The sequence below is a fragment of the Gordonia iterans genome (assembly GCF_002993285.1).
Taxonomy (GTDB): domain Bacteria; phylum Actinomycetota; class Actinomycetes; order Mycobacteriales; family Mycobacteriaceae; genus Gordonia; species Gordonia iterans.
Map to the genome: position 1 here is coordinate 3,190,035 of NZ_CP027433.1, position 25,955 is coordinate 3,215,989.

The 25,955-nt window shown below is 70.5% G+C and carries 21 protein-coding genes and 1 pseudogene; 8 read left to right on the forward strand and 14 right to left on the reverse strand.

Going from position 1 to position 25,955, the window contains the following annotated elements; genetic code table 11:
• Window positions 1-21: 21 nt before the first annotated feature.
• The 3 genes from C6V83_RS14700 to dapE are packed head-to-tail and all read right to left on the reverse strand — an operon-like array spanning window position 22 to window position 2,469.
• Window positions 22-564 carry an LOG family protein gene (locus tag C6V83_RS14700; RefSeq protein WP_105943014.1) on the reverse strand — a complete coding sequence of 181 codons (543 nt, stop codon included), beginning with the start codon at window positions 562-564 and terminating at the stop codon, window positions 22-24.
• The gene (locus tag C6V83_RS14705) at window positions 561-1,349 is read right to left on the reverse strand and encodes an LOG family protein (protein ID WP_105943015.1); all 789 of its coding nucleotides are present in this window, start codon (window positions 1,347-1,349) and stop codon (window positions 561-563) included. The genes C6V83_RS14700 and C6V83_RS14705 overlap by 4 nt, the downstream gene beginning before the upstream one ends.
• A gap of 16 nt (window positions 1,350-1,365) precedes the next feature.
• Window positions 1,366-2,469, reverse strand: coding sequence for a succinyl-diaminopimelate desuccinylase (dapE, locus tag C6V83_RS14710; protein ID WP_105943989.1), 1,104 nt, complete (start codon window positions 2,467-2,469; stop codon window positions 1,366-1,368).
• Between the two features lie 126 nt (window positions 2,470-2,595).
• Here dapE and dapD point away from each other — a divergent pair, with 126 nt between their 5' ends.
• Entirely contained in the window at window positions 2,596-3,552 is a 957-nt protein-coding gene (dapD, locus tag C6V83_RS14715; RefSeq protein ID WP_105943016.1) for a 2,3,4,5-tetrahydropyridine-2,6-dicarboxylate N-succinyltransferase, read from the forward strand.
• A 482-nt stretch (window positions 3,553-4,034) separates the two neighbouring features.
• Here the strand turns inward: dapD and dapC are convergent, their stop codons facing one another.
• Both dapC and fdxA read right to left on the reverse strand, forming a co-directional pair.
• Window positions 4,035-5,195: a succinyldiaminopimelate transaminase gene (dapC, locus tag C6V83_RS14725; protein ID WP_105943018.1), complete on the reverse strand. Its 1,161-nt coding sequence runs from the start codon at window positions 5,193-5,195 to the stop codon at window positions 4,035-4,037.
• Window positions 5,196-5,203: 8 nt separating this feature from the next.
• Window positions 5,204-5,530: a ferredoxin gene (gene fdxA, locus C6V83_RS14730; RefSeq protein ID WP_105943019.1), complete on the reverse strand. Its 327-nt coding sequence runs from the start codon at window positions 5,528-5,530 to the stop codon at window positions 5,204-5,206.
• A 248-nt stretch (window positions 5,531-5,778) separates the two neighbouring features.
• Between fdxA and C6V83_RS14735 the strand changes: the two genes are divergently transcribed.
• Both C6V83_RS14735 and C6V83_RS18555 read left to right on the forward strand, forming a co-directional pair.
• Window positions 5,779-7,434 (forward strand): FAD-dependent oxidoreductase, encoded by a 1,656-nt coding sequence (locus C6V83_RS14735; RefSeq protein ID WP_105943020.1) that lies wholly within the window; start codon window positions 5,779-5,781, stop codon window positions 7,432-7,434.
• A gap of 323 nt (window positions 7,435-7,757) precedes the next feature.
• Window positions 7,758-7,916, forward strand: coding sequence for a hypothetical protein (locus C6V83_RS18555; RefSeq protein WP_199832530.1), 159 nt, complete (start codon window positions 7,758-7,760; stop codon window positions 7,914-7,916).
• A 538-nt stretch (window positions 7,917-8,454) separates the two neighbouring features.
• Here the strand turns inward: C6V83_RS18555 and C6V83_RS14740 are convergent.
• The 4 genes from C6V83_RS14740 to typA all read right to left on the reverse strand — a co-directional run bounded on the left by C6V83_RS14740 (window position 8,455) and on the right by typA (window position 15,845).
• Window positions 8,455-11,022, reverse strand: a complete 2,568-nt coding sequence (locus C6V83_RS14740) for a bifunctional FO biosynthesis protein CofGH (protein ID WP_105943021.1) — start codon at window positions 11,020-11,022, stop codon at window positions 8,455-8,457.
• Between the two features lie 37 nt (window positions 11,023-11,059).
• Window positions 11,060-11,902, reverse strand: a complete 843-nt coding sequence (gene mshB / locus C6V83_RS14745; protein WP_105943022.1) for an N-acetyl-1-D-myo-inositol-2-amino-2-deoxy-alpha-D-glucopyranoside deacetylase — start codon at window positions 11,900-11,902, stop codon at window positions 11,060-11,062.
• A gap of 107 nt (window positions 11,903-12,009) precedes the next feature.
• Window positions 12,010-13,929, reverse strand: coding sequence for an ABC transporter family substrate-binding protein (locus tag C6V83_RS14750; RefSeq protein ID WP_105943023.1), 1,920 nt, complete (start codon window positions 13,927-13,929; stop codon window positions 12,010-12,012).
• A gap of 8 nt (window positions 13,930-13,937) precedes the next feature.
• Complete coding sequence (gene typA, locus C6V83_RS14755; RefSeq protein WP_105943024.1) at window positions 13,938-15,845, reverse strand: translational GTPase TypA; 1,908 nt, start codon at window positions 15,843-15,845, stop codon at window positions 13,938-13,940.
• Between the two features lie 150 nt (window positions 15,846-15,995).
• Between typA and C6V83_RS14760 the strand changes: the two genes are divergently transcribed.
• The gene (locus C6V83_RS14760; RefSeq protein ID WP_105943025.1) at window positions 15,996-16,196 is read left to right on the forward strand and encodes a hypothetical protein; all 201 of its coding nucleotides are present in this window, start codon (window positions 15,996-15,998) and stop codon (window positions 16,194-16,196) included.
• A 22-nt stretch (window positions 16,197-16,218) separates the two neighbouring features.
• Here the strand turns inward: C6V83_RS14760 and C6V83_RS14765 are convergent, their stop codons facing one another.
• From C6V83_RS14765 to C6V83_RS14780, 4 genes and pseudogenes are all read right to left on the reverse strand, one after another.
• Window positions 16,219-16,632, reverse strand: coding sequence for an NUDIX domain-containing protein (locus tag C6V83_RS14765; RefSeq protein ID WP_199832531.1), 414 nt, complete (start codon window positions 16,630-16,632; stop codon window positions 16,219-16,221).
• Window positions 16,633-17,390: 758 nt separating this feature from the next.
• Window positions 17,391-18,167, reverse strand: a pseudogene (locus tag C6V83_RS18815) (ABC transporter ATP-binding protein); the annotation flags it as partial.
• Window positions 18,167-19,768 (reverse strand): ABC transporter permease, encoded by a 1,602-nt coding sequence (locus tag C6V83_RS14775; RefSeq protein WP_105943026.1) that lies wholly within the window; start codon window positions 19,766-19,768, stop codon window positions 18,167-18,169. The pseudogene C6V83_RS18815 and the gene C6V83_RS14775, both read right to left, overlap by 1 nt.
• Before the next feature lie 22 nt (window positions 19,769-19,790).
• The gene (locus C6V83_RS14780) at window positions 19,791-20,825 is read right to left on the reverse strand and encodes a thiamine ABC transporter substrate-binding protein (protein ID WP_105943027.1); all 1,035 of its coding nucleotides are present in this window, start codon (window positions 20,823-20,825) and stop codon (window positions 19,791-19,793) included.
• 256 nt (window positions 20,826-21,081) lie between these two features.
• On the opposite strand from C6V83_RS14780, the gene C6V83_RS14785 reads away from it, so the two are divergent.
• From C6V83_RS14785 to C6V83_RS14795, 3 genes are all read left to right on the forward strand, one after another.
• Window positions 21,082-21,987: an Rv1157c family protein gene (locus tag C6V83_RS14785; RefSeq protein ID WP_407646177.1), complete on the forward strand. Its 906-nt coding sequence runs from the start codon at window positions 21,082-21,084 to the stop codon at window positions 21,985-21,987.
• A gap of 247 nt (window positions 21,988-22,234) precedes the next feature.
• Entirely contained in the window at window positions 22,235-23,299 is a 1,065-nt protein-coding gene (locus C6V83_RS14790) for a hypothetical protein (RefSeq protein ID WP_105943028.1), read from the forward strand.
• Window positions 23,300-23,411: 112 nt separating this feature from the next.
• Entirely contained in the window at window positions 23,412-24,575 is a 1,164-nt protein-coding gene (locus C6V83_RS14795) for an alpha/beta hydrolase (protein ID WP_105943029.1), read from the forward strand.
• A gap of 195 nt (window positions 24,576-24,770) precedes the next feature.
• Here C6V83_RS14795 and C6V83_RS14800 read toward each other — a convergent pair whose 3' ends face one another.
• Window positions 24,771-25,295, reverse strand: coding sequence for a hypothetical protein (locus C6V83_RS14800; protein WP_105943030.1), 525 nt, complete (start codon window positions 25,293-25,295; stop codon window positions 24,771-24,773).
• 55 nt (window positions 25,296-25,350) lie between these two features.
• On the opposite strand from C6V83_RS14800, the gene C6V83_RS14805 reads away from it, so the two are divergent.
• On the forward strand, window positions 25,351-25,911 hold the full coding sequence (locus tag C6V83_RS14805; RefSeq protein ID WP_105943031.1) for an HhH-GPD-type base excision DNA repair protein: 561 nt from the start codon (window positions 25,351-25,353) through the stop codon (window positions 25,909-25,911).
• The last annotated feature ends 44 nt before the right edge of the window (window positions 25,912-25,955 follow it).

The following is a 25,955-nucleotide window of genomic DNA, read 5'->3' on the forward strand; positions in this document are numbered from 1 at the left end:
GTTGGCCGGTGACGGGAAGCACTACCTTACCGTTGAGTAGGTTACTGCCAGGGCGGTACCCAGGTCCGGCACCACGTGCAGGCGGTCCAGCGCCGACTGTGCGACGAACCCGCGGGTGGCCAGATCAGCGAGCCAGGTCATCATCGGATCGTAGAAGCCGTCGTGGTTCAGCAGCGCGATCGGCTTGGTGTGCACGCCCAGAAAGCCGCCGGTCCACGTCTCGAACAGCTCCTCGAGCGTGCCGATCCCGCCGGGCAGCGTGAGGAAGCCGTCGGACAGGTCGTCCATCAGCCGTTTCCGCTCGCGCATGGTGTCGGTGACGATGAGCTCGTCGGAGTCGGTGTCGGCCACCTCGGCCTTCATCAGGTGCTCGGGGATGATGCCGATGGTGTAGCCGCCCGCCGAGCGGGCGCCCCGCACCACCGCGCCCATCATCCCGACGCGGCCGCCGCCGGTGACCAGCGTGTGCCCGGCCCGGGCGATGGCCGCGCCGGTCTCCTCGGCGAGGTCGAGATAGGTCTGCGCGACCGGCCCCGACGCGCAGTAGACGCAGATCGCGCTCATCGCACGCCCGAGGCACGGACGACGTCGACCGCCTCCGCCGGAGTGTCGACCAGGTGGACCAGACCCATGTCCTCGGGGCTGATCATCCCGTTGGCGAGCAGGGATTCGCGCAGCCAGTCCAGGAGCGGGCTCCAGAACGTCCGGCCGATCAGGACGATCGGGAAACGTGTCACCTTGCCGGTCTGTACCAGGGTCAGCGCCTCGAAGAGCTCGTCGAGCGTGCCGACCCCGCCGGGCAGGCAGACGAATGCCTGCGCGTACTTCACGAACATCGTCTTGCGGACGAAGAAGTAGCGGAAGTTCATCGCCACCGTGAGATACGGGTTGAGGTGCTGTTCGAAGGGCAGCTCGATGTTCAGCCCGATCGACTGCCCGCCGGCCTCGAAGGCGCCCTTGTTGGCGGCTTCCATCGCACCCGGCCCGCCACCGGTGATCACCGCGTATCCGGCCTCGGCCAGCAGCCGGCCCAGCTCCACGCCGGTGTCGTAGCCCGGACTCCCGGAAGGGACACGGGCCGAGCCGAAGACGGTGACGGCCTGGTGCACGTCCTCCATGGCATCGAATCCCGCGACGAACTCGGACTGGATGCGCAGCACCCGCCACCCGTCGCGCGCCGTCCGCGCCACCGCTCGGCTCTCGTCCGCCGGGTCGACCCACTCCAGGAGCTTCTCGTCGCTGGTGACGTAGCCTTCACCCTCGCTCACCCGGATCCGGGCGGCGCCGGCGTAACGGAGCTCTGCGTCGTCGTCCACGGGCACGTCGTCGTCGAGCGGTTCGCGCGTCATGCGCTCACGCTAGCAATCAGGCGCTCAAGTACGCGCGCAGGAGGTCGGTCACCTCGCGGATCTGCGCCACCGGGACGCGCTCGTCGGCGCGGTGCGCCAGGCTCGGGTCGCCCGGACCGAGGTTCACCGCGGGGATGCCGAGCGAGGCGAAGCGGGCCACGTCGGTCCAGCCGTACTTGGCGCGGAACCGGCCGTCGGCCGCCTCCACCAGCGCCGCGGCGGCCGGATGCGCCAGTCCGGGAAGCGCGCCCGGCGCCGAGTCGGTGATCTCGGCGACCAGGGCGCCGTCGTTCAGACTCTCGGCGAACACCTCGCGCACATGCTCGTAGGCCTGCTCCGGCGTGCGGTCCGGCGCGAAGCGGAAGTTCACGTCCAGATAGGCGTCGTCAGGCACCACGTTCCCGGCCACCCCGCCGTTCACGGCCACCGCCGAGAGCCCCTCGCGGTACTCGCAGCCGTCGATGTCGACCCGGCGCGGGGTGTAGCCCTCCAGCGCGACAAGCGCCTGACCGAGCTTGTGGATGGCGTTCTCGCCCATCCAGGCCCGCGCCGAATGTGCACGAACACCCTTGGCGGACAACCGGACTCGCAGCGTCCCCTGACAGCCGGCCTCGATCAGCCCGCCGGTCGGCTCACCGAGGACGGCGACGTCGCCGGCCAGCCACTCGGGCTTCTCCCGCTCGATGAATCCGAGCCCGTTGTGCTCGGCGGCGATCTCCTCGCAGTCGTAGGCGATCAGCGTGAGGTCGTGCGCGGGGTCGTCGAGCGTGGCGATCAGGTGGAGGAACACCGCCAGGCCGGACTTCATGTCGACGGTGCCGCAGCCGTGCAGCACGTCGCCCTCCTCCGGGGAGTCGGTGCGCCACGACGGGACGTTGTCGGCGATCGGGACGGTGTCGGTGTGCCCGGCGAGGATCACGCGCGTCGGCTTGCCGCGATGGGTCCGGGCGAGGACCCGGTTGCCGAAGCGGGAGATCTCGAACCCGCGCGTCTGCGCCCGCAGCGCCGCCTCGATCGCATCGGCGATCAGCGACTCGTCATGGCTCACGCTCGGCATGTCGACCAGCGCCGCGGTCAGTTCGACGGGGTCGGCACGCAGATTCAGGTCGGGAACGCTCACGTCGATCACTGTAGGCCACCCGGCCCGGGTACCGGCTCGTCGCCGCACGAGCACGTCCGGACGAGACTGTTCGGGGGCGCAGATCCGCGCCCCGCGAGGCTGACCGCGGTCGATAGACTGGCCCGCGTGACTACTCAAGGTGCTGTTGCCATCGGAATCGCCACGCTCACCGACGACGGCGTCGTCCTGGACACGTGGTTCCCCTCCCCCGAACTGACCGCCGACGCCGGTGACGCCGGGACCACCGTCCTGAGCGACGTCGACACCCCCGCCGAACTGCTCGAGGCCGTCGGCGTCGACGGCGCCCGCAAGGTCAGGACCGTCGCGGTCAAGACCGTGATCGCCGATCTGCAGGCCGATCCGATCGATGCCCACGACGTCTACCTGCGCCTGCACCTGCTCTCCCACCGCCTGGTGAAACCGCACGGCCAGAACCTCACCGGAATCTTCGGGCTGCTCAGCAACGTGGTGTGGACCAACTTCGGCCCCTGCGCCGTGGACGGCTTCGAGGCCACCCGCGCCCGCCTGCGCGCCCGCGGGCACGTCACCGTGTACTCGATCGACAAGTTCCCGCGCATGGTCGACTACGTGATCCCCAGCGGGATCCGCATCGGCGACGCCGACCGGGTCCGCCTCGGGGCACACCTGGCCGCCGGCACCACTGTGATGCATGAGGGCTTCGTCAACTTCAACGCCGGAACCCTGGGCACCTCCATGGTCGAGGGCCGCATCTCGGCGGGCGTCGTGATCGGCGACGGCTCCGACATCGGCGGCGGCGCCTCCACCATGGGGACCCTGTCCGGTGGCGGCAAGGAGATCATCTCCATCGGCCGGCGCTGCCTGCTCGGTGCGAACGCCGGCTGCGGAATCCCGCTCGGCGACGACTGCATCGTCGAGGCCGGCCTGTACCTGACCGCGGGCACCAAGGTGACCGGCCCGGACGGCAAGGTGGTGAAGGCCCGCGACCTGGCCGGCCAGAGCAACCTGCTGTTCCGCCGCAACTCCGAGACCGGCGCTGTCGAGGTGCGCGCCTCTCAGGGCGACGGGATCGCGCTCAACGAGGCTTTGCACGCCAACGACTGACCTTCTGCTCGTGCGGGCGGCCCGGTACCGGACCGCGCTGACCGTACTGTGGAGTAGCTTCACGAAGCGGCAGATCTACGCCACAGTACGGACGGCCTCGGCCGGTCACCGCCCGCTCACCGGTCATCGGCACGACATCCGCGACATCCGCAGCGCGCGCGACAACCGCAGCACACCCGCGACGGGGGACCGCGGAAGCGACAGCTGGGGCTGTCGCGTCTGCGGTCGACTGTCGCGCCCGTTCACCGAGTGTCGCGCCTGACGGCGCCGCCCACCGTGTCGAAGCACCTATCGACCCGAACCGCGCACCGGGTCGGACCTAGTGTCCCGTGTCGGAAGTTACTCGATGGATGCCGGGAGTCCGATGGGCGGCCGGCAAGGCGGACGAGGGAGGGATACCGGCAGGTATCCTGACCGAGGACAACGCCGCCAGACGTTCATCGGGCCCCGGCATACCGCGAAAGAACTTTCGACACGGGACACTAGGGCGCGGTCAACCTCGCGACGGCGGCGTCGACCTTGTCGTCGGTCGCAGTGAGGGCGACGCGCACGTGCTGTGCACCCCGGGGGCCGTAGAAGTCTCCCGGAGCCACCAGGATGCCGCGCTCGGCGAACCAGTCGAGAGTGGCACGACTGTCCACACCCCGAGTGGACCACAGGTACAGCCCCGCCTCGGAGTGGTCGATGGTGAAGCCGGCTGATTCCAGTGCGGCCTGGAGCTTTTCGCGGCGCGCGCGGTAACGCTCACGTTGGGCGTCGACGTGCACGTCATCGTTCAGCGCGGCGATCATCGCGCCCTGGATCGGGAACGGCACGATCAGACCGGCATGCTTGCGCACCGCCAGCAGTTCCGCGATGAGCTGCTTGTCGCCGGCCAGGAAACCCGCCCGGTACGACGCCATGTTGGAGACCTTGGACAGCGAGTGCACGGCGATCAGGCCGGTGTGGTCGCCGTCGCAGACGGATGGATCCAGGATCGACAGGGCGGGCTGATCCCACGCCAGGCCGAGGTAGCACTCGTCGGACACGACCACGACGTCGCGCTCCCGCGCCCACGCGACCACTTTGCGCAGATGGTCCAGCGGGAGCACCTTGCCGGTCGGGTTCGACGGCGAGTTCAGGAACAGCAGCGCCGGGGTCTCCGGGCCGATCGCGACGGTGGAGTCCGCGCGGAGCACCCGCGCGCCGGCGAGGAGCGCGCCCACCTCGTACGTCGGATAGGCGACCTCGGGGATCACCACGAGATCACCGGCGGGGACACCGAGCTGGCTCGGGAGACCGGAGATCGCCTCCTTGGTGCCGATCACCGGCAGGATCGAGTCCTCGTCGAGCCCGGAGGTGAGCGACCCCGTCGGCGAGCCCGTCCCACCGTTGCCCCGGCCGATGCCGAACCGCCGCGCCAGCGCACCGGCGGCGGCCTCGCGGAGTTCGGGCGTGCCGACAGTCGTCGGGTAGCCGGGGAACTCGGACGCGTCGGCGAGCGCCTGGCGGATGATCGGGTCCACCGGATCCACCGGCGTGCCGACCGAGAGATCCACGATCCCGTCCGGATGCGCGGCGGCCTTCGCCTTGGCGCCGGCGATGGTGTCCCAGGGGAAGTCGGGCAGCAGTCCGCTGACCGGGCGGAGTCGACGAGCGGTCATGAAGGCGACTACTCCTCTTCGCCCATCGGGGGCAGGCCCTTGATGAAGGGCGGGTCGTAGTCGGTCTTGCCGACCTTGCTGGCGCCGCCGGGCGACCCGAGGTCGTCGAAGAAGTCGACGTTGGCGCTGACGTACGGCTCCCACTCGTCGGGGACGTCGTCCTCGTAGAAGATCGCTTCGACCGGGCACACCGGCTCGCAGGCGCCGCAGTCCACGCACTCGTCGGGCTGGATGTACAGCATCCGGCCGCCCTCGTAGATGCAGTCGACGGGACACTCTTCGACGCATGCCTTGTCGAGCACGTCCACGCAGGGCTCGGCGATGATGTAGGTCACTCTCGTCTCTCCTTCACACGTCAGGGCCTCCGGGGCGAGGGCTGATCGCGCCGGGGTGAACAGCTGACAGACCAGTACAGCCTATCTGGCGGTCACCTGGGACGACGAACCTGCCACCACGTGTCCGTCCGCCCCACCCCTTCCGACCGGGGCGGAGTTTCACGCAGCGTGAAGCAAAATCCCGTTCCACCCTAGGAGTTGCGAGATACGATACCCCGAGGGGTATAGTTCCCGGCGAGGAGGCAAACATGAGAATCGTTGTCGTCGGCGGCGTCGCCGGAGGAATGAGCGCGGCGGCGCGAGCTCGCCGGCTGGACGAGTCCGCGGAGATCATCGTCTTCGAGCGCGGGGACCATCCGTCGTTCGCGAACTGCGGTCTGCCCTACTACGTCAGCGGAGAGATCACCGATCAGCAGGACCTGCTGGTCCAGACCCCCGAGTCGCTGCGCGAGGCGCTCGACATCGACGTGCGCGTGCGGCACGACGTGATCGGAGTCGACCCGGCCGCCAAGACGGTCGACGTCCGCACCCCCGACGGCGTCGAGACCGTGACCTACGACGCGCTCGTCCTCTCCCCCGGCGCCAGGGCCGTCGTCCCGCCGCTGCCCGGCCTCGATTCGCCGCGGGTGCAGACCCTGCGCACCGTCGGCGACGCCGTGCGGCTCAAAGACACCGTCGACTCGGGGGCGCGGCGTGCCGTGGTCCTCGGCGCCGGATTCATCGGACTGGAAGCGGCCGAGGGCCTGCGCATGCAGGGGATGGCGGTCGACGTCGTCGAACTCGCGCCGCACGTGCTGCCGCCGCTGGAGCCCGAGATGGCCTCGCTGATCCGCGACGAGCTGGTCCGGCTGGGCATCACCGTGCACGACGGCGTCGCAGCCACCGCGATCGACAGCAGATTCGACGACGACGTCGTGGTGCTCGGCGACGGGACGCTGCTCGAAGCCGACGTGATCGTGCTGTCGGTCGGCGTGACCCCGGACACCGAAGTGTTCGCGGCCGCCGGCGTCGAATGCGAGCGCGGCGCCATCGTCGTCGACGCCCACGGGCGCACCAGCATCGACGGAATCTGGGCCGCCGGCGACGCGACGCTCGCCGCCGACCGGGTCACCGGGCTGCGCCGGCCCGTCCCGCTCGCCGGTCCCGCCAACCGTGCCGGGCGTCTGGTGGCCGATCACATCGTCGCACCGGAGACGGCCCGCCCGATTCCTCACCCGCTGGGCACCGCCATCGTGCGGGTCGGCGAACTCACGGCCGCGCTGACCGGGGCGAACCGCTCGACCCTCGACGCGGCGGGGATCGACTACCGGACCGTCCACCTGCACGCCGACCATCACGCCGGCTACTTCCCGGGCGCCGAACAGATGCATCTGCTGATGCACGTGCGCGGCTCCGACGGGCTGATCCTCGGCGCGCAGGCAGTGGGCCGCGACGGCGTCGACAAGCGCATCGACGTGCTGGCGACGGCGATCGCCAATCGGATGACCGGCCCGGACCTGATCGACTTGGACCTCGCCTACGCGCCGCCGTTCGGCTCGGCCAAGGACCCGGTGAATCTGCTCGGCATGATCGCCGAGAACGTGCTCGACGACGAACTGGAGCTTTGGTACGCCGAGGAAGTGGACGATCCCGGTTACTTCCTACTCGACGTCCGCGACCGGGACGAGTACGACGACGACCACCTCGACGGCGCGTACCTGGTGCCGCACAAGGAGGTTCGAGCGCGGTTCGACGAGATCCGGGACGCCGCCGCCGGTCGCCCGATCCGGGTGTACTGCGCCAGCGGCAAGCGCAGCTACCTCGCCTATCGGGTTCTGCGTGCCGCGGGCCTGCCGGCGGCGAACCTGTCCGGCGGGCTGACGACGCTTCGGGCGCTGGTCCCCGCCGATCGCGCGCTCGTGTGACTCTCCAACCGCGGAGTCGCCGCCTCGGTGCTCGGGGTCTCGATACGACCTCGCCTAGCGGCTCGGCCTACTCGACCACCAACAAGGGGACGCCCCACCCACGCGGCGGTCGAGCACGCGAGCAAGCCGGTGGTCGAGTACGCGAGACAGCCGGAGGTCGAGTACGCGAGGAAGCCGGTGGTCGAGTACGCGAGGAAGCCGGTGGTCGAGTAGGCGAGGAAGCTGGTGGTCGAGTAGGCGAGACCTAGCCGAACCGTATCGAGACCTAGCCGAACCGAATCGAGATCACATCCGAAACCCCCAACCCGTTGAAGGAGAACACCATGTGTCAGCAAGCGACCTGTAAGTCGTGCGGCAAGATCACCTGGCGCGGCTGCGGCCAGCACGTCGACCAGGTGATGCGCGGGGTGCCCGTCGCGCGTCGCTGCCCGGGGCACGAGAAGGAGCCGGGGCGCATCGCGCGCATGTTCGGCGCGCGCTGATCGTAGACGAGTCGCCGCACCATCGCGACAGGCCGCCACCAGCGCGGCATCCGGCACGACGTCGCGGCGCGTCCTCACCACCGCGACAACCGCGGCTGTCTCGATGGTGGCGACCAGTCGCGAAACCGGGCGTGCTGTCTCGACAGTGACGGAGTGTCGCGACATGCTCGGCGCGTCGGGTGGGGTCTCGACTCCGCTCGACCAGCGAAGAACCCCACCGCCCGTTGAGCCACGCCGAGCCCCCAAGGGGCGAGGCGTGAGTCGAAACGACCCCACCCGACAGACGTTTCGACACGCCGGGCCCCAGCGGGCCCGTCGGCTCAACGAGCGAGAGCAGACACGGTCGGCTCGGGTGGGGTCTCGACTCCGCTCGACCAGCGAAGAACCCCACCGCCCGTTGAGCCACGCCGAGCCCCCAAGGGGCGAGGCGTGAGTCGAAACGACCCCACCCGACAGACGTTTCGACACGCCGGGCCCCAGCGGGCCCGTCGGCTCAACGAGCGAGAGCAGACACGGTCGGCTCGGGCGAGCGGAAACGCTACTCGGCGAGGAGGCTCAGTTCCGTACGAGCCGCGACCGGCGAGCCGACGCGGCCGTACTCGGTGGTGCGCTGGCGGGGGGTCCGGCCGATTCCCTCCACGATCTCGTGCAGCTCGGCGACGGTCTTCTCCGAGCCGTGCTGGGAGCCGGCCATCCGGGAGATGGTCTCTTCCATCAGCGTGCCGCCGAGGTCGTCGGCACCACCCCGAAGCATCGCCCGCGTGCCCTCCACGCCCAGCTTGACCCAGCTGGTCTGGATGTGGTCGATCCGGCCGTGCAGCATGATCCGGGCCAGCGCGTGCACGGCACGATTGTCGCGCCGGGTCGGGCCCGGCCGCGCGGCCCCGGCCAGGTACAGCGGTGACGACTGATGTACGAACGGCAGCGGCACGAACTCGGTGAAACCGCCTGTGCGGTCCTGGATGCCGCGCAGCACGTTCAGGTGCCCCACCCAATGCTTCGGGGAGTCGACGTGCCCGTACATCATGGTCGACGACGAGCGCAGCCCCACCTCGTGCGCGGTGGTGATCACCTCGATCCACGACGCGGTCGGCAGCTTGCCCTTGGTGAGCACCCACCGCACCTCGTCGTCGAGGATCTCGGCCGCGGTGCCCGGGATGGTGTCCAGTCCGGCCTCGCGCAGCGAGATCAGCCAGTCCCGGATCGAACCGCCGGAGCGGGCGGCGCCGTTGACCACCTCCATCGGGCTGAAGGCGTGCACGTGCATCGACGGGACGCGCGCCTTGACCGCCCGGACCAGGTCGGCATACCCGGTCGCCGGCAGCTCCGGATCGATGCCGCCCTGCATGCACACCTCGGTGGCGCCGGCCAGGTGCGCCTCCCACGCGCGGTCGCCGACCTCGTCGGTCGAGAGCGTGAACGCGTCCTCGTCGCCCTTGCGCTGGGCGAAGGCGCAGAATCGGCAGCCGGTGTAGCAGATGTTGGTGAAGTTGATGTTCCGGTTCACCACATAGGTGACCTCGTCGCCGACGACGTCGGCCCGGATCGCGTCGGCGAGCGCCGTCAGGGCCTCCAGGCCCTCGCCGTCGGCGGTCGCGAGGGTCAAGTACTCCGCATCCGAGAGCCCCGCCGGATCGCTCTCGGCGTGCGCCAGGGCGGCCCGCACCTCGGAATCCAGGCGGCGGGGAGACGACGGGTCGCCCAGCGCGACCACCTGCTCGCGGATGGTGTCCCAGTCGCCGAAGGCGCTGCCCAGGTCGCTGCGGGTCTCCGTGTTCCGTCCGTCGACGTCGATCTCGGTGTTCAGGTCGACGCGGCCCGACGACTCCCAGCCCTCGTCCGGCTCCTGCCACGGCAGACCCTCGGGCACGACGTCGACGGCCAGGCCGGACACCGGATCGGCGAGCGCCGCGACGTGCCGGGCGATCCGCGGATCGATCCACGGCGACCCGGCGAGCACGTACTTCGGCTGGGCGGCGATCCGCTCGGTGAGCGTGTACCCGGTCGAGGCGGTGATCTCCGCCAGCAGATCCAGGTTCGGCCACGGCCGCTCGGGGTTGACGTGGTCGGGCGTCAACGGCGAGACGCCGCCCCAGTCGTCGATCCCGGCGGCGATCAGGGCCCGGCATTCGTTCTCCGACACCAGATTCGGCGGCGCCTGGATGCGCATGTCCGGACCGAGCAGCAGACGTGCGACGGCGACGCTGGCCAGGAACTCGCTCATCTCCGCGTCCGGGGCGCCGCGCATCGCGGTGTCGGGCTTGGCGCGGAAGTTCTGCACGATCACTTCCTGGAGGTGACCGAACGCCTTGTGCACCTTGCGCAGTTCCAGGATCGAGTCCGCGCGCTCGGCGCGGGTCTCCCCGATCCCGACCAGGATCCCGCTGGTGAACGGCACCGACAGGCGGCCGGCATCCACCAGAACGCGCTTGCGGACCTCCGGGTCCTTGTCGGGGCTGCCGTAGTGGCACTCCCCCTTGTCGGTGAACAGGCGGCGTGAGGTGGTCTCCAGCATCATGCCCATCGACGGTGCGACGGGCTTGAGCCGGTTGATCTCCTCCCAGGTCATCACGCCCGGGTTGAGGTGCGGCAGCAGTCCCGTCTCCTCGAGGACACGGATCGCCGCGGCGCGCACGTAGTCGAGCGTCGAATCGTAGCCGCGCTCGTCGAGCCACTGCGCGGCCTCCGGCCAGCGCGCCTCCGGCCGATCTCCGAGCGTGAAAAGCGCTTCCTTGCAACCGAGTTCGGCGCCGCGCCGGGCGACGTCGACCACCTCGTCGAGCTCCATGAACGCGCCGTGCCCTTCGCGCGCCAGCTTCCCAGGCACCGTGACGAAGGTGCAGTAGTGACAGCGGTCCCGGCACAGCCGGGTGAGCGGGATGAACACCTTGCGGGAGTAGCTGATCTGCCCGGAGCGGCCGGCCGACTCCAGCCCGGCGTCGCGGACGCGCGCGGCGGCGGTGCTCAAGTGGTCGAGGTCGTCGCCGCGGGCGGCCATCAGCACCGCGGCCTCGTCGACGTTCAGAGTGACGCCGTCGCGTGCCCGGCGGAGCGCGCGGCGAATCGCCGAAGGAGCCGGATCGGCTTCGTGAGTCACGAGGCCCACTGTAGGCCTTCTCGCCGCACCGGGTGAAGGAGGACCGTCAGGGCAGGCCCGCGAAGAGGTCCGTCTCCGGGTCGACCGGCGCGGGGGCGTCCACCCGCACGAAATGCTCGACGGCCAGGATCGGCTGCACGATCGCGTTGCTGAGCGCGAATTCGGTGCCCGAGGGTGCGACGGTGATCTGGGTGGCGTGTGCGGCCAGTGCGGCCACCTTCGCGTCGTACACGTCGGAGACGTCCACCGCGGCGGTCACCCGCGCGTCCGGATAACTCGGCAACTCCCCCGGACCGGGTCGGCGCCAGCCGTCGGGGATCGAGTCGATCGCGGCCTGTCCCGCAGCAAGCGCGCTCGCCTGCGTCACCGATTCGTACACCTTGAAGCCGTGTCCCAGACGCTCGGCGGCCGACGGAATCGCGAGGTGCGAGATCTCGTGCACGCGCTTGTGATCGGGATGCCCGTAGGTGCCCGCGGCGTCGTAGGTGACGATCACCTGCGGATCGAACCCGACGATCTCGTCGGCGAGCACCTGGGCCAGTTCGCCGGCGGGCGCCTGGAACAGCGCGCGCGGGTGCTCGGCGGACGGCGTGCCCGCCATGCCGGAGTCGCGCCAGCGCCCGGCGCCGCCGAGGAAGCGGGGCTGCAGCGGGTCGTGGCCGGGCGGCGTGAGCGCAGCCAGCGCCGCAGCGAGTTCGGCGATCCGGAACCCCCCGAGCTGGTCGGCCTGATCGGCCACCAGCCGGGCCCAGCGCTCCCCGATCACCTCGCCCTCCTCACCGAGGGTGAAGGTCAGCACGCGCACGTCGACGCCGGCGGCGAGATAATGCGCGATGGTGCCTCCGGTCATGATCGACTCGTCGTCCGGGTGCGCGTGCAGCACCAGCATGCGGCGGCTTCTGAGCTCCGTCGAAGGGCGGTTCCTGAGCTCCGTCGAAGGGCGGTTCCTGAGCTCCGTCGAAGGGCGGTTCCTGAGCTCCGTCGAAGGGCGGTCGGTCACGACTGATCCCACTGGGCGGCGTCGCCGAAGATCCCGACCTGGATCGGCCCGGACAGCGGCACCCCGGTCACCTTCTCGGTCACCGCGACGAACACGGTGTCCTGATAAAGCGGCAGGTACACCGCCTGCGCGGCGAGCAACGGCTCGGCCTCGGTGAGCGTGGCCTTCGGATCCTCCTCGGTGAGCGCGCGGGCAGCCAGCGCGATGAGCGTCGGATCGCACAGGCCCGACGTGTTCCCGATGTAGCTGGTGTCCGGCGACGGCTTGTCCGAGGCCTCGCTCTCCTCGGGCGCGGTGCGCCCTGCGGTGCCGGTCGGCGTGGGCAGCACACTGTGGTCGACGGCCGGGTCGGCCTCCGGTTCCACGGTGTGGGCGCCGGACTCGGTACCTTCCGGCGGCGCCTGGCAACCCACCTGGGACGCCAGCGCGGTGGCCGGATCGATGCCCGCCGAATCCCAGCCGACCACGAGGTCGACGTCGGGCCCGGAGAGCGCCTGCCCGTACAGCTCGGTGTTGGTCATGCCGCGGACCACCGCCCGAACTCCCTGACCGCGGAGCTGATCGGCGATGTTCTCCGCTGCGGACATGGTCCGCTGGTCGGTGTTGGTGGCGCCCACCCGCACCACCAGCGGGGCGCCGTCCTTGAGGAGCGGCGCCACGCCGTACGGCAGCTCGGGCACGCCCTTGACCTCCGAGGTGCTGGGCGCGGGCGTCTCCGAAGACGACGGCGCCTGCGACGACGGCGCGGCCGACGACGGCGCCGGGCGCTCGCGCGCCGTCCCGCGCGTGAAGCCGGCCGAGGTGAGCCAGTTCTGGATCTGGGCTTGCGACGGGCGGGCGCGGTCCACCGGGAAGTAGTCGTCGTCGGAGGGCATGTAGACGGTATTGGCGAACCGGGTCACCACGTCACCGCCCGCGGCGGCGGCGGTGATCACATCGGCGTCGAGCATCGCCAGCAGGGCTTGTCGCACCGGCAACGACTTCATCACCTCGGCGCGAGTGTTCAGATTGACGCTGAGCGCACGGGTGGCCGCGCTGCGATTGCTGCGGACGCCCGGGATGGCCGACACCTCGGCCGCGGTGGCCTGACCGGAGGTCAGCGCCACGATCCCGCTGTCCCCGTTGCGGACGGTCTGCGCCATCTGGGGCGCCGTTCCGGCGCGGCGCAGCACCACCTGGTCGAGCAGCGGCGGCGTGCGCCAGTACCGATCGTTGCGGATCAGGCGCACCTCGTCGCGCGCCCGGTCGATCGAATAGATGGCGAACGGGCCCGCGGTGACCGGCTTCCCGCGATCCATGCCCGTCTGGAAACCGGTGGGATCCGAGCGCAGCTTATGACTGGGCAGCAGGTTGGTGAACAGCTCGCGCCAGGCGTGATACTCGCTCTCGAAGGCCACCGTCACCACTTTGCCGCCGCCGGAGGTCTGCACATTGGTGATGGCGCGGTACCCGGCATGGCCCACCACATTGGGCTGTCGCGACATCTGCTGCCACAGGTAGGTGAAGTCGTCGCCGGTGACGGGCAGCCCGTCGGACCACTGCGCGTCGTCGACCAGCCGGTAGGTGACGGTGAACGGCTCGGTGGAGGTGACCTCGGCCGACTCCACGAGCGCCGGGTTGGGTCGCCAGACCTCGCCCTCCGGCGTCCGTTCGGGCACGAAAGCGCTGGGCAGGGTCATCGCGGCGATCGCCGTGGTGACCGTGCTCTGGTCGGCGCCCAGGTGCGGGTTGAAGCCCGCCCCGATCGGGTCCGTGGCCAGGTAGACGGTGCGCTCGTCCGGGTACTCGTTGGGGGTCGGGGTGGGCAGCGTCTCCCGCACCGGCGGCGGCGGATCGGCCATGCAGCCGGTCGTCGTCGCGACCGCTCCGGCCACCAACACGGCTGCGAGCCGGCGGCGAAGTCGGTTCCGCACCATCACCCTCCTCAGGCGTTCGCGTCGCGGGCCTTGGCGCGCGAACGCTCGCGCGCCCGCGTCGTGCTGTCGAGATTGACCTTACGCACGCGGCACACCTCGGGCGTCACCTCGACGCACTCGTCGGCCGCGCAGAACTCCATCGCGCCTTCGAGGTCGAGCTGCATCGGCTTGGCCAGCGTCTCCATCACGTCGGCCGACGACTGCCGCATGTTGGTCAGCTTCTTCTCGCGGGTGACGTTGATGTCCAGGTCCTCGGCACGCGGGTTGATGCCGACGACGTGGCCCTCGTAGGTGTCGTCGCCCGGGTCCACGAAGAAGGTGCCGCGGTCGGCCAGCTGGATCATCGCGAACGGCGTCACGCTGCCCTGACGGTCCGAGACCAGCGAACCGGTGTGGCGGGCGCGGATCTCCCCGGCCCACGGGGCGTACTCGGCGAACACCGCGTTGGCGATGCCGGTGCCGCGGGTCTCGGTCATGAAGTCGGTGCGGAAGCCGATGAGGCCGCGCGAGGGCACGGTGAACTCCATGCGGACCCAGCCCGTGCCGTGGTTGTTCATCTGGTCCATCCGGCCCTTGCGGGCGGCCAGCAGCTGCGTCACGGCGCCCAGGTACTCCTCGGGCACGTCGATGGTCAGGTGCTCGTAGGGCTCGTGCACCTTGCCGTCGACCTTGCGGGTGACGACCTGCGGCTTGCCGACGGTCAGCTCGAAGCCCTCGCGGCGCATCTGCTCGACGAGGATGGCCAGTGCCAGCTCGCCGCGGCCCTGCACCTCCCAGGCGTCGGGGCGGCCGATGTCCTGCACCCGCAGCGACACGTTGCCGATCAGCTCGGACTCCAGGCGGTCCTTGACCATGCGCGCGGTCAGCTTGTGCCCCTTGACCTTGCCGGCCAGCGGCGAGGTGTTGGTGCCGATGGTGGCCGAGATGGCCGGCTCGTCGACGGTGATGCGCGGCAGCGGGACCGGATCGACCGCATCGGCGAGGGTGTCGCCGATCATGATCTCAGGCATGCCCGCGACGGCGACGATGTCGCCGGCGACGGCCTCCTCGGCCGGGGCACGCTCGACGCCGACGGTGGCGAGCAGTTCGGTGATCTTGGCCTTCTCGATCACCGGCTCGCCGTCGACCTCGCGGCACCAGCTGACGGTCTGCCCCTTGCGCAGGGTGCCGTTGTGGATGCGGACCAGACCGAGGCGGCCGAGGAACGGCGACGCGTCGAGGTTGGTCACGTGCGCCTGCAGCGGAGACTCGGGGTCGCCCTTGGGCGCCGGGATGTTGTCGATCAGCACGTCGAAGAGCGGGTCGAGGTTCTCCCCGGGGGGCACCTCGCCGTCGGCCGGCTGCTCGGTGCTGGCGATGCCCGCGCGGCCCGACGCGAAGAGCACCGGCAGTTCCAGCGCGAGCTCGGCGGCCTCGGCGGCCTCGTCGTCCAGGTCGGAGGCCAGGTCGAGCAGCAGATCCTGCGACTCGGTGACGATCTGCTCGATACGCGCGTCCGGTCGGTCGGTCTTGTTGACCACCAGGATCACCGGCAGCGAGGCGGCCAGCGCCTTGCGCAGCACGAAGCGGGTCTGCGGCAGCGGCCCCTCGGACGAGTCGACCAGCAGCACGACGCCGTCGACCATCGACAGACCGCGCTCCACCTCGCCGCCGAAGTCGGCGTGGCCGGGGGTGTCGATCACGTTGATCACGTACTCGGTGCCGTCGGGCTGGCGGCGGTGCACGGCGGTGTTCTTGGCCAGAATGGTGATGCCCTTCTCGCGTTCGAGGTCGCCGGAGTCCATCACGCGGTCGACGAGTTCGGCGCGCTCGCCGAACACGCCGGACTGGCGCAGCATCGCGTCGACCAGCGTGGTCTTACCGTGGTCGACGTGCGCCACGATCGCGACGTTGCGGAAGTTGGTGACAGGGCTCACTGAAGGTCTCTCTCGCTCTCTGTGGTTCCGCCCGCGCTCAGTCCTTCTCGAGGCCGGGGGCGAAAATGAACCTCATCAGGGTAGCGGCAATCCCGCCTGTTCCGCGATTGGGCGCGTTTCTGCGCAGGTCACGGCGCGTACGCTGACGGTATGGGGAAGAAGAAGCCGGACCCGGCGAAGGTCGCGCGCCTGAAGCCGAAGAAGAAGTGCTGCAAGAAGCGCACCCGGTGTCTCAAGTGCCCCGTCGTCGTGCACAAGATGCAGCGTCTGGACCTGGATTCGATGTCGAAGAAGGAGGCTCGCAAGGCCCTGGAGGCCGCCCGGGTGAACCCCGGCCGCCGCGGGCAGTAGCGACCTGCCACGCTCAGCCGCGTCACGGAGCGCGCAGGGCGGCCAGCAGTTCCGGAATCCACGCGGTGTCGGCGGGCACCAGCTCGTCGCGGTCGGCCATGGCGGTCAGAGCTTCCGCATCGACCCACGTCAGGGCATGATGTTCGACGGCCCGCGGTGTCCCGCCGAGCAACCGCGCCCACAGCGCGACCAGGGTCAGCTCCTCGCGCAGCAGCACCCGCTGCTCGAGCGGCTCCCCCGGCAGCACACTCACCTCGAGCTCTTCGCGGAGCTCGCGCACCAGCGCCTCGGCGAGGGTCTCCCCGTCGGCGGCCTTGCCGCCGGGGAGTTCCCACCGCCCGGCCACCTCTGGCGGGTACGCGCGCTGGGCCAGCAGCAGCTCCGCCCGCCCGTCCCCCGCATCGCGTACGACGGCCCCGGCCACCACGTATCTCACCGCCCGATCACCGCCACCCGCTCCGGGTCCAGGCGCAGGCGCACCGTGGCGTCCACGGCCACGTCCCCGGCCGCGATCGCGTCGACCTCCGCGCGCAGGTGCGGGGTCCGCACGCGCAGCCGCCGACCAGCTGGCAACACTGCCGCGTGGGTCACGACGCCGTGCACCTCGGCGTCGTGGGCTGCGGAGTCACCGGCGGCGGAGTCGTGCCGAGCGTCCGGGTCGACGGGCTCGGCGACGACCGACTCGGGGCGCAGCGCCAGCCGGACCGGACCGTCGTGGAGGTCTGGCCGGTCGAGCAGGGGCGACGACGCCTCCGAATCCTGGTGGTCGAGCAGAGGCGACGACGCATCCGAATCCTGGTGGTCGAGTAGGGGCGACGACGCATCCATGGGTTGGTGGTCGAGTAGGGGCGACGACGCATCCATGGGTTGGTGGTCGAGTAGGGGCGACGAAGGAGCCCCGTATCGAGACCCACCACCAGGATCACCGGACTGGTCTCGATACGCGGACTCACTACGTTGGTCTCGATACGCGGACTCACTACGTTGATCTCGATACGCGGACTCACTACGTTGGTCTCGATACGCGGACTCACTACGTTGGTCTCGATACGCGGACTCACTACGTTCGCCGCTACTCGACCACCAACCGCTACTCGACCACCAACCGCTACTCGACCACCAACCGCTACTCGACCGCGGGCCGGAATCGCCGCTCGACCGCGGACTGGAATCGCTGCCCGACCACCACGCGGGGGACACCCGGCCGAGCGGGGTGTGCAGTGCGCCGGAGACCACCTCGGCGTCGACGATCAGGGTGGCGCCGAGGAAGTCGGCCACCCACTCGTCGGCGGGGCGGCGCCAGAGGTCGGCCGGGGGTGCGGTCTGCACGATCGCGCCGTCGCGCATCACCGACACCTCGTCGGCGAGCAGGGCGGCCTCGGCGCGGTCGTGGGTCACGACGACGGTGGGTGTGGCGGCCGCGCGGACGATGTCGCCGATGGCGAAGGCCAGTTCCTCGCGCAGCCGGGCGTCGAGTGCGGCGAGCGGCTCGTCGAGCAGCAGGAGCCGGGGCCGGGGCGCGAGCGCGCGGGCCAGCGCCACCCGCTGCGCCTGACCGCCGGACAGGCTGGTGACCCGGCGGTCGCCGATCCCGGGCAGCTGCACCAGCTCCAGCATCTCGGCCACCCGCCGGGCGATCTGCGCGCGCGGCCACTTGCGCAGCCGCAGTCCGTAGGCGATGTTCTGCGCGACGGTCCGCCCGGAGAACAGCTGACCGTCCTGGAAGACGACGCCGAAGTCGCGGTGGTGCACGGGTGTGCGGGAGAGGTCCTCCCCGTCCCACGACACCGTGCCCGCGGCCAGCGGCTCCAGTCCGGCGATCGCCCGGAGCAGGGTCGACTTGCCGCAGCCGGACGGGCCGAGCAGCGCGACCACCGGGCGGTCCGCGGCGCCCACCGACCAGTCGAGGCCGTCGATCACCGTCGTCGATCCGTAGCGGACGCCGACGCCGCGCAGCTGCAGCACGCCCATCAGCGGCGTCCTTCCGCTCGCGCACGAGGTGCGGCGAGTTCGACGAGGAGGATCACCGCGGCACTCACGAGCACCAACAGTACGGAGGCGGCCATCGCCGCGGCGAGGTTGTCCGCACCCGGGCGGCCCATCAGCGAGCCGATCAGCACCGGCAGCGTGGTGGTGTTGGCGCGCGCCAGGAACGTGGTGGCGCCGAACTCGCCGATCGCCATCACGAACGCGAACCCGGCGGCCGCGCACAGCGACCGGGCGATCATCGGGAGGTCGATGGTCCAGAAGACCCGCAGCGGCCCGGCGCCGAGCACCGCGGCCGCGTCCCGGCGGCGCGCCGGAACCTCGGCGAGCGCGGGCACCACTATGCCGATCACCACCGGGATCGCGATCAGGGCCTGGACCGCGGGGATCAGCAGCGGCGACGTCCCGACCTCGCGCGGCAGATAGGTCATCAGCACCACGTAACCGAATCCGAGCGTCACCGCGCTGACGCCGAGAGGCAGGATCGCCAGCGCCGCACCGGCTTTCGCCACGAGGTCGCGGCGGCGGGTCATCGCCGTCGCCGCGATCAGCCCCACCAGCACCGCGATCGCCATCGCTGCCAGCGCGCTGGTCACCGAGTACCTCAGCGAGTCGACGACGTCCACGCCCGTGCCCTCCCGGGAGAACAGCAGCCGGTACCCGGCCAGCGACCACTGGCCGCCCGGGCGCAGCGACCGCACGACGAGGGAGCCGATCGGGATCAGGAGCCACCACGCCGCCCAGGCCACGGCCAGCGCCACCGGCAGCCAGCCCAGGCCGCGCGGACGACGGCGACGACCGCCGCGATCGCTGACCGCCGGGCCCGCGCGCCGGCCCAGCACCCGCGCCAGAATCAGCGCGGCCACTACGAGCAGGATCTGCAGAAACGAGAGCGCCACCGCCTCGGGGATGCGGAAGTATCCGACGCCCTGCTGATAGATCTCGGTCTCCAGGGTGCGCACGCGGCCGTCGCCCAGAATCACGATGACGCCGAAGCTGGTGGAGCAGAACAGGAAGACCAGCGCCGCCGCCGCGGCGACGGCGGGCAGCAGGCGGGGCAGCACCACGTCGCCGAAGGCGCGCAGCGGAGAGGCGCCCAGGGCGCGCGCGGCGGCGACGGTGCGGGGATCGATCTGCTGCCACACCGCGGAGACCACGCGCACCACGACGGCGACGTTCAGGAAGATGTGCGCCACCAGGATGGCGCCGAGACCGGAGTCGACGCCGAGGCCGTCGTACAGACCGGTGCCGAGCGCTCGGAAGGCGACGCCGACCACCACGGTGGGCAGGACGAACGGCACGGTCACCAGGACCCGCAGCAGCACGGCGCCGGGGACGTCGACCGTCGCGATCAGCCAGACGATCGGGGCCGCGACCAGCACGGCCAGCACCGCCGACGCCGCCGCCTGGCCGACGGTGAGCCCGAGCAGTTCCAGGGCGCCGGTGCGGCGCCAGGCCTCGACCGGTGAGACGGCGTCGGCGTCGTCGTACGCCCTGACGACCAGCGCAGCCAGCGGCGCGAGGAACAGCGCCCCGACGAAGACGAGCGGGATGAGTGTGAGCAGTGCGCCCGAACGCCGGGTCATGTTCGCAGCACCGGCACGTCGGTCAGCGCCGCACAGTGTCGCGCCAGTCCTTCAGCCACTGCTCGCGGTTGTCGTTGATGTACTGCGGCGACATGGTCACGGTGTACTGCGGGGCCGGTGCGCGGCGCTTCCAGTCCTGCGGCAGCGGGATCCCGTCCTGGACCGGGTAGACGAACATCGACGTCGGCAGGGCGGCCTGCACCTGCGGCCCGAGCATCCAGTCGATCACCTTCTTGGCGCCCTCGACGTTGGCCGCGCCGCGCAGGATGCCGATGTACTCGATCTGCGCGAAGCAGCCGGACAGGATCGCGCTGGTGCCCGGCGTGGCGGCCGGCGAACTCGCGTACGAGACGACGATCGGCTTGGAGCCGTGCCCCTCCCCCGCGCTGAACAGCTGGTTGTAGGCGATCTCCCAGCCGGAGACCACCTGCGCGCCGTTGTCCATCAGCGCCCGCCAGTAGTCCGGCGCCGTGTCTTTGTAGGTGCCGATGGTGGCGAGCATGAAGCTCATTCCGGGCGAGGAGGTGGCCGGATCCAGCAGCACCAGCTGGTTCGCGTAGCGCGGGTCCTTCAGGTCGTCGAGGCCGGTCGGCGCGGGGATGCCCTCCCTGTCGTACCAGGCGTCGTCGACGTTGATGCAGACGTCGCCGCGGTCGACGGCGGTGAGCTCGTTGTTCGAGTCGGGCACCGCGAAGTTCCGGGCGCCGTCGGCGGCCAGCGGTGAGAGGTAGGGCTCCAGCGCTCCCGCTTCGATGGGGCGGGCGGCGAACGTGTTGTCGATGCCGAAGACGGCATCGCCCTTCGGCTTGCCCGCGCTCAGCGAGACCACGGACGAGAGCTGCCCGGCGTCGCCGGACTTGACGAAGTCGACGGTGAGTCCGGACTCCTGCTGGAACCGGTCGATCAGGTTCTGCGGCAGGGTGAACGACTCGTGGGTCAGCACGGTGACCGTCTTGTCGGGGTCGGTGTCGCCGGCGCAGGCGGTGAGCGCGGCGAACAGCAGTCCGGCGGCGACGACGATCGCCGACCGGCGGCGGACGGGCTTGCGGTGGAACACGGGACACTCCCTGGTGGTTCGGTGCGACGCTGACGTCCGCGGCCCGCCGGCCGGGCTCGCACCCGTGCCGGCTGCTCCGCGAGAGGATTCAGCCCACAGAAATCTATCCCAGGACCTGTGCAGACGGGAACACTTGACTCTCTCTACAACACACTAGTCACTCTAGATAACAATTTCATCATGTAACTCAGATGTTTCATAAGATTCGGGTTAGACTGCTCCGCAGACGACTGTCACCGACTGTGAGGAAACCGCTGTGCGAATTGCACGCTCCCGACGCGCCCTCGGCCCGCTTGCCGGCTCCCGGCGCCGCGCCGCAGTGGCCGCCGCTTCGTTCGCCGCCGCCATCGCGGTGACCGCACCGATCGCACACGCCGAGCCCGCCGCACCCGCCCCCAGCGTTCAGCAGGACCAGAGCGAGCTGCTGACCCCGCAGAACACTCCGGAGCTGGACAAGCGCGTGCTGGACTCGCTGGGCGCGTTCGCCCCGGCCCTGATCGGCTCGGCCGCCACCCGCGGCGCCGACGGCAAGGTCAACGCCAAGCTGCTGGCCGATGCCCGCGCGATGGCCGACAACCCCCTGCTGCCCGCCGAGGTCGCCGACACCTGGCGTCAGCTGATCGACTTCCTCGCCGCGCCCGACGCCGAGGCCGCGGCCAAGGTCAAGGCCGCCGAGGCCGCGCCCGGCCGGAATGCTGCGGACCGGGAGAAGAAGGCCTACGAGATCCCGAAGGGCCCCAACGCCCCGAAGATCCAGCAGTTCCTCTACCCGACGGCCGGCTACGGCTGCACCCCGGGCGGCCTGTTCCACCTCGGCATGGCGCTGGTGACCGCGGGACCGCAGGAAGCTCCGGCCCCCGGTCCGAAGCGCGGCGAGGCCGGGTTCGTGTTCACCAGCCTGGGCACCGGCCCGGCAGTGAACAACAAGCGCGCTCCGCTGCTGGCGTCGTGGATCAATATCGACACCGGCAAGCAGGGCGTCACCACGCTCAAGCGCAACGAGAAGATCAACGTCGAAGAGGGCCCGGGCACGTTCACCGGCATCGCCAAGACCGGCAAGGGCCGCATCATCGCGACCATCCACGGCACGGTGACCACCAAGAACGACGGCAAGTACACCGCCTGCGGTATCGCTCCGACCATCGGTACCGCGATCATCTGATCGCCGCACGTTCGACGACGGGCCCCGCACCACACGGCGCGGGGCCCGTTCGCATCCCCCGGTTCGGCACTCCGGCGGGTCGCCGGCATCTCCCCGATAGCGATCACGTCACGGGACGGACTCGGCGACTTGCGCCCGCGTAACAACAATGATGTTCTTTAACTTGGACAACATTAGTCACACCAGTAACACAGTGCTGGGTGGCGCAGCCGTCCGTCCGACACCGTTCTGCCCAGGAGTACAGCCGATGACCGCACGCTCTCGTCTCACCGCCCGCACCGGTCTCGTCGCGCTCGCCGTCGCCGTGGCCGTGGCCACGGCGGGCACCGCGCCGGCCCACGCCGATCCCGCTGTTCCCGCCGTCCCGGGGCTCTCCGCCCTGAACTCGCTCGCCCTCGGCGACCTCCCGCTCGACTCCGAGCTCGCCGAGGCCCTGCGCACGCTCAAGTCGTCCGGCGGCGAAGACCTGGCGATCAGCGCACTCGAGGCCATCCTCGGCGCCGAGGGCAGCCCCGACCTGAGCACTCTCGGCCTGCTCGGCAGCGACTCCGCCCCCGGCACTCCGAGCGCCCCGACCACTGCTCCGAGCACTCCGAGCACCTCGGCCACGCCCACGCCGGAGGCCGGCGAGACCCCGGACGCATCGGAGACCGATGCGCCGGAGACCGATGCACCGGAGACGACAGACATGCCCGGAGCGCCGACGCCGAGCCCGGCTTCGGCGACCCCGGCCGACGACACCCTCACCACCGCCGCCACCGGTCTCGAAGCGTTCGAGAAGCTTACCGGCGCCAAGGTCCTCACCCCGGCGTTCGCCCCGTTCTGCGCCGCGACCACCGAGGAGAACCCGCTCGGCCTGGCCTTCGCCCCCGCGGTCGGCATCCCCGGCCCCTTCCCCAACGTCGGCGGCGAGACGCCGGTCGACGCCTTCAAGAAGGTGCTGAACGGCCTCGGCATCCCCGGTCTCGACGATCTGCTGGAGAACGACGACGTCGTGAAGAACACCAGCGTCCTGACCGCGGATCAGACCGCGTACGCGCTGTTGCCGCCGACCGGTCACACCAACGACAAGTTCCAGGTGGCGTGGTTCAACACCACCACGATGCAGGGCAACATCGCCGACCTCACCAGCCTGGACAAGATCGACTCCCCAATCCTGCAGGCGCTCGGACGCGGCGCCCCGATCCGCCTGGCTCGCGTGGGCACCGGCCAGGGCTCCATCCTGACCGCGGTGTTCGGCACGACGACCAACAACGGGCGCACCTGCTACTTCCTGCCCGCGATCGGCGTCGTCGAGACGCCGGCCACGTAGCAGGCGGTCACCGGCGCGCGCCGCGCGCACAGCATCGACGACGACGGCCGCCCACGGCCCGCTCGTTCCCCACCCGTCCCCGAGCTCAGCTCATCGAATCGAAGAGAACACGATGATGATCCGGCATCCTCGACTCCGCACCACTCTCGCGGCAGCGACCGCCGCGGCCGCCCTGGCCGCCGGCGCGTTCACCGCGGCGCAGGCGATCGCCGACCCGGAGTCCGCTCCCCCGGTCGCCGCCGCGCCCGGCCAGACCCCCGGCGCGGTCTACGCCAACCAGGTGCTGCCCGCGGCAAGCCTGCCCGCGGGCGCCTCGGCCGGCCAGCGCTACAGCTACTGGACCACCGGCGTCGACGAGCGTCTGCATCTGGCGATCGCCACCGTCGTCGAGCCCAAGGGCACCAAGCCGGCCGGCGGCTGGCCGGTGGTGGTGAACGCCCCGGCGGGGTACGGCGTGGCCGAAACCTGCAACGCGTCCGTCTCCCGCGACGCCGCCGACGCCGACACCGTCACCCAACTGCTGCGCCGCGGCTACGCGGTGATCACCCCCGACTACGGGGCCATCGGTGCGAGCTCCGCGCCGCAGTACATCGACCACACGGTGGCCGCCCGCAACATCGTCGACGCGGTGCTGGCCGGGGTCGTCGTGGACGGCGACGTGTCGCCGCGCTGGGCGATCCTCGGCGACGCCCAGGGCGCGGGCGCCGCGATCGCCCTGGCCCGCCGGGCGGCCGCCTGGCAGAACGGCGACGTCGACTTCCGCGGTGCCGCCGCCACGAGCATTCCGGCCGGGCTCGACGTGCTGGTCAGCGGGCTCAAGCCGGGCTCGCCCGCGGTCAGCGAGTCGGTCACCGCGGACGTCGTCTATGCCCTCGCCTCCCTGGATGCCAAGCAGCTGGAGTCGACGCTGTCGCCGAAGGGCCGGCAGCTGGTGGCCGCCGCCAAGAAGGACTCGTGCGCACCTGATTTGCGCAAGGCCGTCCGCGGAGTAGCGCTCGGCGACCTGGTGTCCAAGCCGATCGCGTCGAACCGGACGCTCGCACGCCAGCTGCAGGGCTCATTGACGCTGCCCCGCAGCGGATTCAGCCGGCCGCTGCTGCTCAGCCAGACCCTGCACGACGACTCCGTCATCCTGCACGAGTCGCTGCGCTTCCTGGCCGACGCGCAGCTGGCGAGCAACAAGGTGACGGCCAAGAGCTACCTGACGGGCGATCCCGGCGACGCCGAGCGCCAGGAGCAGTCCGCCGCGCTCACCTTCCTCGACAAGCTCTTCTGACACCCCTCGCTGGTCGAGCGAAGCGTCGTCCTGAGCAGGCGTGGCGGAGCCTGCGTAAGACGGTTCCTGAGCCTGTCGAAGGACACGCGGTCGAAGGGTCGAGACCCCTCGCTGGTCGAGACCCCTCGCTGGTCGAGCACCCTCGCTGGTCGAGCGGAGTCGAGACCTCCCCGCCGGTCGAAGAGTCGAGACCACCTACACAGACGGCGCCGAGCCACGGCACGACGAGAACTGCGGGTTCACCATCGGCACAAAGGCCACGGCGCCGATCTTCTGGTGAATCGTGAAGTGCACCTGGCCGCGGCCCGGATGAATCACGGCCTGCCAGGTGACCCGGTTGGTGGTGGTCGGCACAAAGACCGATCCGCGCTTGCCGGTGGTCACGTTGCGCCACTTCACCCGCGTCTCGATGGTGTACGTGCCGATGTTCGGCAGTCCACCCGGCCGCGGTCCGGTGGCGATCAGCTCGATCGCCGGGCCGGGCAGCCCGTCGGAGGGGAAGCGCACCTTGTTCCATACGCTGACCCGGATCGGAAGTTGTGGGCCCGGGAACGGATCGGCGCTGTTGCAGCGGATGGTCTTCACATAGTTACGCAGTTCGGGCTCGGCCGCGGCCTCCCCGGCGACCAGCGTGCCGCCCGCCGTGGCGGCAGCGAGGCCGACGACGGCAGCGGCGCGGGCACGGCGGGACGGGCGCTGGGAGTTCAGAAGACGGCGCATGAGTACTGAGTGTGCCAGGTGTCACACTCGATCACGGGCACTTACAGTAGTTGCCATGGCCGATCTACACCTCACGATGGACCCCGTCGCCGACGAGCTGATCTCCCGCGATCCGTTCGCCCTGCTCATCGGCGGTCTCCTGGATCAGCAGTTCCCCATGGAGCGAGCGTTCGCCGGACCGGTCAAGATCGTCGAGCGCTTCGGGAACCTGGACCCGGCGCAGATCGCCGCGGCCGACCCCGAGGCCTTCGCCGAACTCTGCGCCACCCCGCCCGCAGTCCACCGCTACGGCCGGTCGATGGCCGGGCGGATCCAGCAACTCGCACAGGTGATCGTCGACGAGTACGACGGCGACGCGGCGCAGGTGTGGACCGAGGCCGAGTCCGGCCGCGACCTGGCCCGGCGCCTGGAGGGCCTGCCCGGCTACGGCAAAGCGAAGGTCAAGATGTTCGTCGCCCTGCTGGGCAAACAACTCGGCGTGCAGCCTCCCGGCTGGGAGAAGATCGCCGGCGACTACAGCCAGGACGGCTACCGGTCCATCGCCGACGTCGTCGATCAGGAGTCCCTGCTGAAGGTGCGCGAGTACAAGAAGATGAAGAAGGCGCAGTCCAAGTAGCGTCCGCATCGGCCGACGGGTGACCTTGCCAACGAGTAACGGTA